The following is a 10105-nucleotide window of genomic DNA, read 5'->3' on the forward strand; positions in this document are numbered from 1 at the left end:
GTCCGTGGCGAAGGAGCCTGCATTGAGTGAGGAAGCGGCGCCGGTTCTCGGGCCACCGAAGAACCTGGCCAGCGGCATCGTCAAGGCATTGCGCCCGCGCCAGTGGGTGAAGAACCTGCTGGTGCTGCTCGCACCGTTGGCCGCCCTCGGCGGTGACGTCAAGTACGACTACGCCGATGTGTTCAGCAAGGTCGGGATCGCCTTCGTGGTGTTCTGCCTGGCCGCGTCCAGCGTCTATCTCGTCAACGACGCCCGTGATGTCGAAGCCGACCGTGCGCACCCGACCAAGCGGTTCCGGCCGATCGCCGCGGGCGTCGTACCGCAATCGCTGGCCTACGTGCTGGCCGTGGTGCTCGGGGTGGCATCGCTGGCGATCTCGTGGTTACTCACCCCGAATTTGGTTGTGGTGATCGGCATCTACATCGCCATCCAGCTGGCCTACTGCTTCGGCCTCAAACACCAGGCCGTCCTCGATATCTGCATCGTGTCCTCCGGCTTCCTGATCCGGGCCATCGCCGGTGGTGTCGCCGCGAATATCCCACTGTCCCAATGGTTCCTGTTGGTGATGGCCTTCGGAGCGCTGTTCATGGCGGCAGGCAAGCGCTACGCCGAACTGCAGCTGGCCGAACGCACCGGCGCCAAGATCCGTAAATCGCTGGAGAGTTACACCAGCAGTTACCTGCGCTTCGTCTGGACGCTGTCGGCGACCGCCGTGGTGATCTGCTACAGCCTGTTCGCCTTCGAGCGCGACGGTGCAGGCGGCTCCTGGTGGGCGGTGACGATCGTCCCGTTCACCATCGCGATCCTGCGCTACGCCGTCGATATCGACGGCGGCCTGGCCGGTGAACCCGAGGAAATCGTCCTGCGAGACCGGGTGTTGCAGCTGCTGGGAGTGGTCCTGCTGGGAACCGTCTGTGCCGCGGTCTACTTCGGCTGACGTCGCCATCCGGCGGCCTGCGGCATCGGCGGTTTTGGGTCCTGCCTTTCCGTTCTCCCTGTCGGCCCGCCTGAGCTTGTGGGTCGGCGTCATCGTCGTCGGCGCGCTGTTCGGCTGGGGGGCATGGCAACGACGATGGATCGCCGATGACGGCCTCATCGTGCTGCGCACCGTACGCAATCTGCTCGCGGGCAACGGGCCGGTATTCAACAAGGGTGAGCGGGTCGAGGCCAACACCTCCACGCTGTGGACCTACCTGACCTATCTGGGCGGCTGGGTCGGCGGCCCGGCCCGACTCGAGTACGTGGTCCTGACGCTGGCGCTGACCCTGAGCGTGGTCGGGGTGGCGCTGCTAATGCTCGGCGCCGCAAGGCTTTACGCGCCGAGTCTGGGTGGCAGGCGCGCGCTGCTGTTACCGGCGGGTGCCCTGGTGTACATCGCGATCCCACCCGCACGGGATTTCGCCACCTCAGGCCTGGAGAACGGGTTGGTCCTGACCTACCTCGGTCTGTTGTGGTGGATGATGGTCTGCTGGTCACAAGGCCTGCGTAGCGCGACCAACACCGTGGGCTCCTGGTTCAGCGCCGCACTGGCGTTCGTGGCCGGCCTGAGCGTGCTGGTCCGCCCCGAGCTCGCGTTGATCGGCGGGCTCGCCCTGATAATGATGCTGATCGCGGCCCGCGGGTGGCGACGCCGGCTGGTCATCGTGGTGGCCGGCGGCCTGCTGCCGGTGGCATACCAGATCTTCCGGATGGGCTATTACAGCCTGATCGTGCCGGGTACCGCCGTCGCCAAGGATGCGTCGGGGGCGAAGTGGCCCCAGGGCTTTGTCTATCTGACCAACTTCAATGCGCCGTATCTGCTGTGGGTCCCGGCCGTCCTGCTGGTGGCCCTCGGCCTGGTCCTGATCGCCACCAGGGCTCGGCCATGGTGGATCCGTCACGAGGCGCCGGGGGAGTACGGCAGGCTTGCCCGGGCCGTCCAGAGCCCCCCCGCGATCGTAATTTTCTTCGTCGTCAGTGGGCTGCTCCAAGGCATTTACTGGATCCGCCAGGGTGGCGACTTCATGCACGGCCGGGTTTTGCTGGCGCCGATCTTTTGCATGCTGGCGCCGGTGGCTGTCATCCCGGTCGTGGTGCCCGACGGAGCGCGATTCTCGCGCGAGGCGGGTTACGTCCTGGCCGGCGCGACGACGGTGCTGTGGGGGACGGTCGTCGGCTGGTCGGTATGGGCGGCGAACTCGCCGGGGCTGGGCAGCGACGCCACCAAGGTCACCTACTCGGGCATCGTCGACGAGCGCCGGTTCTACGCTCAGGCCACCGGCCACGCCCACCCGTTGACCGCGGCGGACTATCTGGACTATCCGCGGATGCGGGCCGTGCTGGTGGCGCTCAACAACACTCCTGACGGTGCCCTTCTTTTGCCCTCTGGCAACTATGACCAGTGGGATGTCGTCCCGGCCATTCCGCCACCGGGGCCGCCGCCGGGCTCGCCGCCGTCAGCGCTGAAACGGGTAAATGGCCCGCACACAGTCTTTTTCACCAACCTCGGCATGCTGGGCATGAACGTGGGACTCGACGTCAGGGTGATCGACCAGATCGGGCTGGCTAACCCGCTCGCGGCGCACACCGCCCGGCTGGACGACGCTCGGATCGGCCATGACAAGAACCTCTTCCCCGACTGGGCGGTGGCTGAGGGGCCGTTCCTCAAGGAACATCCCTACGTGCCGCCTTACCTCGACGAGGGCTGGATCAAAGAGGCTGAGGTCGCGTTGACGTGCCCCGCCACCGAGGCCGTGCTGACGTCGATCCGGGGCGAACTGGGTCCGCGCAGATTCCTGTCCAACGTGTTGCATGCCTACGAATTCACGAAATACCGGATCGATCGGGTGCCCGAATACGAGCTGATCCGGTGCGGGCTGCAGGAACCGGCACCGTCGCAGACAGACTCTGAGACCCCTTACACTGGCTTACCGGCAACGGGGCCCTAGCCCTGACGCAGTGTTAGCTGGCGGGACTGCCCGTCGGTAACGCCGCGGGCATACCGCAGCGATACCCACACAGGTGTGTGTCTTCACGCACCGAACCGCGACTTGTGCCACGGAAGCCTTCTTCCGAAAAAAGAAGCCGCGACACCGACGAACGGATGGTTGGGTAGCAAGTGACGAGCATGACCGTTGCGCTGGCCGCTTGGCGGCGGCTGCTGCGCAGGCCGACCGCACTGGTCGCCGCGGTGCTGACGCTGCCGGCCGTGGTCGCGCTCGGCGGGGCGCCGACCGCCGCAGCGTTCTCCCGTGACGGCCTGCCGGTGGAGTACCTGAGCGTCTACTCGCCGTCGATGGGCCGCAATATCCAGGTGCAGTTCCAGGGCCCCGGTCCCGGATCGAACCCAGCGCCGACGGCCGCCCCGAGCAAGGCCGTCTATCTCCTCGACGGGCTGCGCGCACAGGACGATTACAACGGCTGGGATATCAACACCGCGGCGTTCGAGTGGTTCTACAACTCCGGCATCTCCACGGTGATGCCGGTCGGTGGCCAGTCCAGCTTCTACAGCGACTGGTATTCACCGTCCAACTTCAACAAGCAGCCCTATACCTATAAATGGGAGACATTCCTCACCAGCGAGCTGCCGCAGTTCCTGGCGGCCAACAAACAGGTGTCGCCCACCGGAAACGGCGTCGTCGGGCTGTCCATGTCGGGCGGGGCCGCATTGATCCTGTCGGCGTTTCACTCGGCCCAGTTCGTCTACGCCGGCTCGCTGTCGGGCTTCCTGAATCCGTCGACGCCACTGATGCAACAGGCGATCCGCGTCGCCATGATCGACGCGGGCGGATACAACGTCGACAACATGTGGGGACCGCCGTGGGATCAGGCGTGGAAGCGCAACGACCCCGTGCAGCAGGTGCAGACCATCGTCAACAACGGCACCCGGTTGTGGATCTACTGCGCGCCAGGCGGAAGCACACCGAGTGACACCAACACAGACCCGAACCAGGCCGTCGGCGCGGACGGCCTCGAAGCGCTCGCAATCGGGAGCAACAAGCTGTTCCAGGAGAAGTATCTGCAGGCCGGCGGCAAGAACGCGACGTTCAACTTCCCGGCTGCGGGTAACCATTCCTGGGCGTACTGGGGCGAGCAGTTACAGGCTCTTAAACCCGACCTGATCGCCACGGTGAACAGGTAGTTAAGGGCCGGTGGGTGACGTTTTGGAGACGATGTGAAAAAGGAACGATCACAAAAGTTGTGGTTGACTACGAGGGCACGCAGCTGTGTCTCTGCCGTGCGGCATACAAATGATGGGAATGGTAGCTCTATGAAGTTGGTCGAGAAATTGCGCGGCGTTTGGGGGCGCCGCCTGGTGGTTGCGGCCGCTGTGGCGGCAGTCCTGCCCGGCCTGATCGGTGTCGCCGGTAACACCGCGACTGCGGGAGCGTTCTCCCGCCCCGGCCTCCCGGTGGAGTACCTGATGGTGCCGTCGGCAGGCATGGGTCATGACATCAAGGTCCAGTTCCAAAGCGGTGGCCCGAACTCGCCCGCCGTCTACATGCTCGACGGTCTGCGCGCGCAGGACGACTTCAATGGCTGGGATATCAACACCTCGGCGTTCGAGTGGTACTACGGCTCGGGCATCTCGATGGTCATGCCCGTCGGCGGTCAGTCCAGCTTCTACAGCGACTGGTACAAGCCGGCATGCGGCAAGGCCGGTTGCACCACGTATAAGTGGGAAACGTTCCTGACCTCTGAGCTCCCCGCCTTCCTGTCCTCGCAGAAGGGTGTCGATTCCAGCCGCACCGCGGCGGTCGGCCTGTCGATGGCCGGCTCGGCCGCGCTGACGATGGCCATCTGGCATCCAGGGCAGTTCCAGTACGCCGCGTCGCTGTCGGGCTTCCTGAACTTGTCCGAGGGCTGGTGGCCGTTCCTGGTCAACATCTCGATGGGCGATGCCGGCGGTTACAAGGCCGACGACATGTGGGGCTCGACGGGTTCCGAGGGCAATGCGTGGAAGCGCAATGACCCGCTGGTGAACATCAATACGTTGATCGCCAACAACACCCGCATCTGGATCTACTGCGGTGACGGCACCCCGTCCGATCTGAGCGCGGGAGCCAGCGCAGGCAACCTGTTCAACGCGAAGTTCCTCGAAGGCTTGACCTTGCGGACGAACAAGACCTTCAAGGACACCTACATCGCCAACGGCGGCACCAACGGTGTCTTCAACTTCCCGGCCAACGGTGTGCACGACTGGCCGTACTGGGGCTCACAGCTCCAGCAGATGAAGCCCGATATCCAGCGTGTGCTGGGTGCGGTGCCGTTCGACCCGGCGGCAGCGGCGACTCCTGCCACTGACTCCGCGCAGGCCGGCGGCTAGGACTGCTCGACAATCACGACGGCGGCGCCTCCTGCCAAGGAGGCGCCGCCGTTGTTTGTTGTCAGACGACTCCTGGCATCAGTCGGCGCCCCCGCATCGTGATGTGATTCACTACCTGCGGACGGGGCCGACCAGACTAACCAGCGAGGGGATCTGCCAGGTGAGTAAAAGGCTGTTGTCGACCATGTCGCGGATGATGTGCGCGGTGCTCATGGTCGGCGCCATGTGGAGTGCCACGTCGGTGGCGCCCGCGCGCGCTGACGGTGTGGAGTATCTGCAGGTGCCGTCGGCATCGATGGGCCGCGATATCCCGGTGGCGTTCCAGGGCGGCGGGCCGCATGCGGTCTTCCTGCTCGACGCGTTCAATGCTGGCCCCGATGTCAGCAACTGGGTCACCGCCGGTAACGCGATGAACACCCTCGGCGGCAAGGGCGTCTCGGTGGTCGCCCCGGCCAGCGGCGCATTCAGCCTCTATACGAACTGGGAGCAGGACGGTTCCAAGCAGTGGGAGACGTTCCTGACCTCGGAGCTGCCGGACTGGCTGGCCGCCAACAAGGGCCTGGCCCCGGGTGGGCATGCGATCGTCGGCGCCGCGCAGGGCGGCACTGCCGCGGTCACACTGGCCGAGTTCTACCCGAACCGGTTCCGCTACGCCGGGTCGATGTCAGGTTTTCTGTATCCGTCGAACACCTTCATCAACGGTGCTCTGCACGACGGGATGATGCAGTACGGCGGTGCGGATACCAACCTGATGTGGGGCCCGCCCCAGTTCGGTCGGTGGAAGTGGCATGACCCGTATGTGCACACCCAGTTGTTGGCCGATAACAACACCCGCATCTGGATTTACAGCCCGCAGACTCTGACGTGCAGTGATCCGCCGGCGATGATCGGATACTGCGATCAGGCCCAGGGGTCGAACCGGTCGTTCTACACGGCCTATCGCAGCAATGGCGGGTCCAACGGGCACTTCGATTTCCCGACCGGCGGGCAGCATGACTGGGGTTCCTGGGGGCCGCAGCTGGGCGCCATGTCCGGGGACCTCGTCGCCGCCATCGCCTAACGGGTCAGCCGGGTGCGAGCCGGTACCGTGGAGGCGTGCTGCACTCGGTCGGATCATCCCTGCTCCTGGCAGGGTTGACCGCAGCCTCGGCTGCCGTCGTGCTGAGCGGGTGCTCGTCCGGTGAGGATGTGTCGACCACCGCTGCACCGCCGCACAGCGGAAACCTCCACGCGGCCCCGGATCAGTCGGATCCCGCTGATGCCTCGGGCGACCCGGGCGCGATCAACTTCAACGTGACCGCCGAACAACGCACCTACCTCGACGCCCTTGCCGGGGCAGGCGTACACCGATCCAACGATCTGATGGCGTTGTCCATTGGGTCATACGTATGCCAGGCCCAGGCCGCAGGCCAGAACGAGCAGGGGGTGTGGGATTTCGTCTTCCCGCTCGTTCGGGGTGATGTCCACGATATGAATCCCACCGCGACCATGACTGCCATGGCCCCGCAGGTGCACGATGCGACCGCACAGTACATCCGCATCGCCACCGAACAACTTTGCTCTGGAGAACACAGCCCCAATGAGTAGGAAACCCCGCACCGCCAAACCCAAGTCAGCAGCTAAACCCCCTTCAGCTAAACGTAGGCGTCACCGCGTCCTCGGCCTGGTTGCCGCCGCGGCGGTAGCCGTCGTCGTCGCCCTGATCGTGGCGGTCGTGGTGGTCATCGTCCGACGTCCTGACTCATCGACGACGGCCCTCCCGCCGACGGCAGTGCCCCCAACCTCGGTGCCGACCACCCCGGGAACCAAGCCGCGTCCCGAATTCCAGGACGCCAGCTGTCCCGACGTGATGATGGTCGTGATTCCCGGCACCTGGGAGTCCTCGCCCACCGATGATCCGCTGAACCCGACGCAGTTCCCGCTGTCGCTGCTGGGCAATGTCAGCCGTCCGATTTCCGCGGATTACGGCACCGACCGTGTGCAGGTGTACACGGTGCCGTACACGGCGCAGTTCCATAATCCGTTCTCCGCGGATAAGCAGATGTCCTACAACGACAGCCGCGCCGAGGGCTCACGAGCCGCAGTCAAGGCCATCACCGATATGAACAACAACTGCCCGCTGACCAGCTATGTGCTGCTCGGGTTCTCGCAGGGCGCGATCATCGCCGGAGATATCACCAGCGATGTCGGCAACGGTCGCGGCCCGGTCGACCAGGATCTGCTGTTGGGTACGACGTTGATCGCCGACGGCCGCAGGCAAACCGGCGTCGGCGTGGATGTCGGCCCGAACCCGCCGGGCCAAGGTGCGGAAATCACGTTGCACGAGATACCGACGCTCTCGACGCTGGGGCTGACGATGACCGGACCGCGACCGGGCGGCTTCGGTGTGCTCAACGACCGGACCAACGAGATCTGCGGTACCGGTGACCTCATCTGCGCCTCGCCGGAGCAGGCATTCAGCATCACCAACCTGCCTGCCACCCTCGAAGTGCTCGCCGGTGGTGCAGGCCAACCCGTCCATGCGCTGTACAACACGCCGGAGTTCTGGAATCTGGACGGTCAGCCGGCGACGGTATGGGCACAGGGCTGGGCGCGCGGCCTGATCGACAGTGCCCCGCATCCCAAGCACGGCTAACTTTTTCACCGAGTTCGTCCGGTGGGTTGCAGGTCGCCGATTTGGCCGACCCAGCGCGGCCCCGTAACATTAAGAGCAATATAAGAGCTGAATACATAACCAATTACGTTGGCCGATACGGGCAGGTGATCCGCCGGGTAACGTCCGAACCTCTGTAGCATCTGTGAGGTTTGGGGTTAGTGACCAGCGGCTGAAGTCGAGGGCACGCCGCCGCTGACCCGACACAGGTGTTTCGACAGGAGATGGCATGCCGTTCCACAACCCATTCATTAAGAACGGACGGATCACCTTCCCTGAAAGTGCCAGCGTTGTCCGGCACGTCGAGCGGTGGGCCAAGGTCCGCGGCGACAAGCTGGCCTACCGGTTCTTGGACTTCTCCGTCGAGCGCGATGGCATCCCCCGCGATCTACGCTGGGCCGAATTCAGTGTGCGCAACCGCGCCATCGGCGCCCGCCTGCAGCAGGTCACCCAACCCGGCGACCGAGTCGCCATCCTCTGCCCGCAAAACCTCGAATATCTCAAGGCCATGTTCGGCACCCTGTACGCGGGCCGGATCGCCGTCCCGCTGTTCGATCCCAGCGAACCGGGCCACGTCGGTCGGCTGCACGCCGTCCTCGACGACTGCCAACCGTCAGCCATCTTGACCACCACCGACGCCGCCGAAGGTGTGCGCAAGTTCTTCCGCAGCCGGCCGGCCAAGGATCGGCCCCGCGTCATCGCCGTCGATGCCATCCCCGATGAGGTCGGCGCAACGTGGGTGGAGCCGGAGGCGACTGTCGACACTGTTGCCTATCTGCAGTACACGTCTGGGTCTACTCGCATCCCGACAGGTGTCGAGATCACTCACCTGAACATGGCCACCAATATCGTCCAGGTGATCGAGGCGCTGGAAGGTGAGGAGGGCGACCGGGGTGTCACCTGGCTGCCGTTCTTCCACGATATGGGCCTGATCACCGTGATGTTGCCGCCGATGATCGGCCACTACGTGGTGTTCATGACCCCGGCCGCGTTCGTGCGCCGCCCGGAGCGCTGGATGCGCGAGATGTCGGCCAAACCCGATGACACCGGCGGCGTGGTCTCGGTGGCCCCGAACTTCGCGTTCGAGCACGCGGCAGCGCGCGGCGTGCCCAAAGAGGGTGACGAGCCACTGGATCTGTCCAAGGTCAAGGCCGTCCTCAACGGCAGCGAGCCTGTCTCGGCGGCGTCGATGCGCAAGTTCAACGAGGCGTTCGGGCCGTATGGCTTCCAGCCCAAGGCGATCAAGCCGTCATACGGCCTCGCCGAGGCCACCCTGTTCGTCTCGACCACCCCGATGGGTGTGGAGCCGAAGATCATCCACGTTGACCGGGATGCGCTGAACGGCGGCCACTTCGTCGAGGTCGCTCCCGATTCGCCCAGCGCGGTCGCGCAGGCCGGTGCGGGCAAGGTCGGCGTCGCCGAATGGGCCGCGATCGTCGATCACGACACCGCCACGGAGCTGCCCGACGGGCAGATCGGTGAAGTGTGGATCAGCGGTCAGAACATGGGCAACGGCTACTGGGGCAAGCCGGACGAGACGTTCGCGACGTTCAAGAACACCCTGAAATCCCGGACCGAACCGTCGCATGCCGAAGGCGCCTCCGATGACGCGACCTGGGTCAGGACCGGTGACTACGGCGCCTTCTACGAGGACGAGCTCTACATCACCGGGCGCGTCAAGGACCTGGTGATCATCGACGGTCGCAACCACTATCCGCAGGATCTGGAGTGGTCCGCGCAGGAGTCGACAAAGGCCATCAGGACCGGTTTCGTCGCCGCCTTCTCGGTGCCCGCCAACCAGTTGCCGGATGCGGTGTTCTCCAACGCCCATTCGGGTCTGACGCGGGATCCTGATGACACCTCCGAACAGCTGGTGATCGTTGGCGAGCGGGCACCGGGTTCACACAAGCTCGATCAGGGGCCGATCACCGATGACGTCCGCGCGGCGATCGCGGTACGTCACGGCGTCACAGTGCGCGATGTACTGCTGACCCCGGCGGGTGCCATCCCCCGGACATCCAGCGGCAAGATCGGCCGCCGGGCCTGCCGGGCCGCGTATCTGGACGGCAGCCTGCGCTCCGGCAAGATCGCCAACGCGTTCCCCGACGCCACGGACTGACACAACGAGATACATATCTGACGAGCCG

The 10105-nt window shown here is 65.1% G+C and carries 8 protein-coding genes; all 8 read left to right on the top strand.

The genetic code is table 11. The annotated features are described in order from the left end of the window. Positions 1 to 22 precede the first annotated feature (22 nt). The 8 genes from ADBZ9O_RS03890 to fadD32 all read left to right on the top strand — a co-directional run bounded on the left by ADBZ9O_RS03890 (position 23) and on the right by fadD32 (position 10077). The gene (locus ADBZ9O_RS03890) at positions 23 to 937 is read left to right on the top strand and encodes a decaprenyl-phosphate phosphoribosyltransferase (RefSeq protein ID WP_526528577.1); all 915 of its coding nucleotides are present in this window, start codon (positions 23 to 25) and stop codon (positions 935 to 937) included. Next, positions 915 to 2927 carry a terminal beta-(1->2)-arabinofuranosyltransferase gene (gene aftB, locus ADBZ9O_RS03895; RefSeq protein ID WP_526528579.1) on the top strand — a complete coding sequence of 671 codons (2013 nt, stop codon included), beginning with the start codon at positions 915 to 917 and terminating at the stop codon, positions 2925 to 2927. The genes ADBZ9O_RS03890 and aftB overlap by 23 nt, the downstream gene beginning before the upstream one ends. A 179-nt stretch (positions 2928 to 3106) precedes the next feature. Beyond that, positions 3107 to 4120 carry an alpha/beta hydrolase gene (locus tag ADBZ9O_RS03900; protein ID WP_526528581.1) on the top strand — a complete coding sequence of 338 codons (1014 nt, stop codon included), beginning with the start codon at positions 3107 to 3109 and terminating at the stop codon, positions 4118 to 4120. 129 nt (positions 4121 to 4249) lie between these two features. After that, positions 4250 to 5305 carry an alpha/beta hydrolase gene (locus ADBZ9O_RS03905; RefSeq protein ID WP_526528583.1) on the top strand — a complete coding sequence of 352 codons (1056 nt, stop codon included), beginning with the start codon at positions 4250 to 4252 and terminating at the stop codon, positions 5303 to 5305. Between the two features lie 193 nt (positions 5306 to 5498). Next, entirely contained in the window at positions 5499 to 6365 is an 867-nt protein-coding gene (locus ADBZ9O_RS03910) for an alpha/beta hydrolase (protein WP_526532809.1), read from the top strand. Between the two features lie 35 nt (positions 6366 to 6400). Then, positions 6401 to 6892, top strand: a complete 492-nt coding sequence (locus tag ADBZ9O_RS03915) for a DUF732 domain-containing protein (RefSeq protein ID WP_526528585.1) — start codon at positions 6401 to 6403, stop codon at positions 6890 to 6892. Then, complete coding sequence (gene culp6, locus ADBZ9O_RS03920) at positions 6885 to 7940, top strand: carboxylesterase Culp6 (protein ID WP_526528587.1); 1056 nt, start codon at positions 6885 to 6887, stop codon at positions 7938 to 7940. Before ADBZ9O_RS03915 ends, culp6 begins: the two co-directional genes overlap by 8 nt. Positions 7941 to 8187: 247 nt before the next feature. Then, positions 8188 to 10077: a long-chain-fatty-acid--AMP ligase FadD32 gene (gene fadD32 / locus ADBZ9O_RS03925; protein ID WP_526528589.1), complete on the top strand. Its 1890-nt coding sequence runs from the start codon at positions 8188 to 8190 to the stop codon at positions 10075 to 10077. Positions 10078 to 10105 lie beyond the last annotated feature (28 nt).

Origin of the sequence: Mycobacterium sp. (genome assembly GCF_965229105.1) — a bacterium.
Lineage (GTDB): Bacteria > Actinomycetota > Actinomycetes > Mycobacteriales > Mycobacteriaceae > Mycobacterium.

Bases quoted from the DNA above. Each gene is read 5' to 3' on its own strand.
- fadD32 (WP_526528589.1), top strand. From the start codon at position 8,188: ATGCCGTTCCACAACCCATTCATTAAGAACGGACGGATCACCTTCCCT.
- culp6 (WP_526528587.1), top strand. From the start codon at position 6,885: ATGAGTAGGAAACCCCGCACCGCCAAACCCAAGTCAGCAGCTAAACCC.
- ADBZ9O_RS03910 (WP_526532809.1), top strand. From the start codon at position 5,499: ATGATGTGCGCGGTGCTCATGGTCGGCGCCATGTGGAGTGCCACGTCG.
- ADBZ9O_RS03905 (WP_526528583.1), top strand. From the start codon at position 4,250: ATGAAGTTGGTCGAGAAATTGCGCGGCGTTTGGGGGCGCCGCCTGGTG.
- ADBZ9O_RS03900 (WP_526528581.1), top strand. From the start codon at position 3,107: ATGACCGTTGCGCTGGCCGCTTGGCGGCGGCTGCTGCGCAGGCCGACC.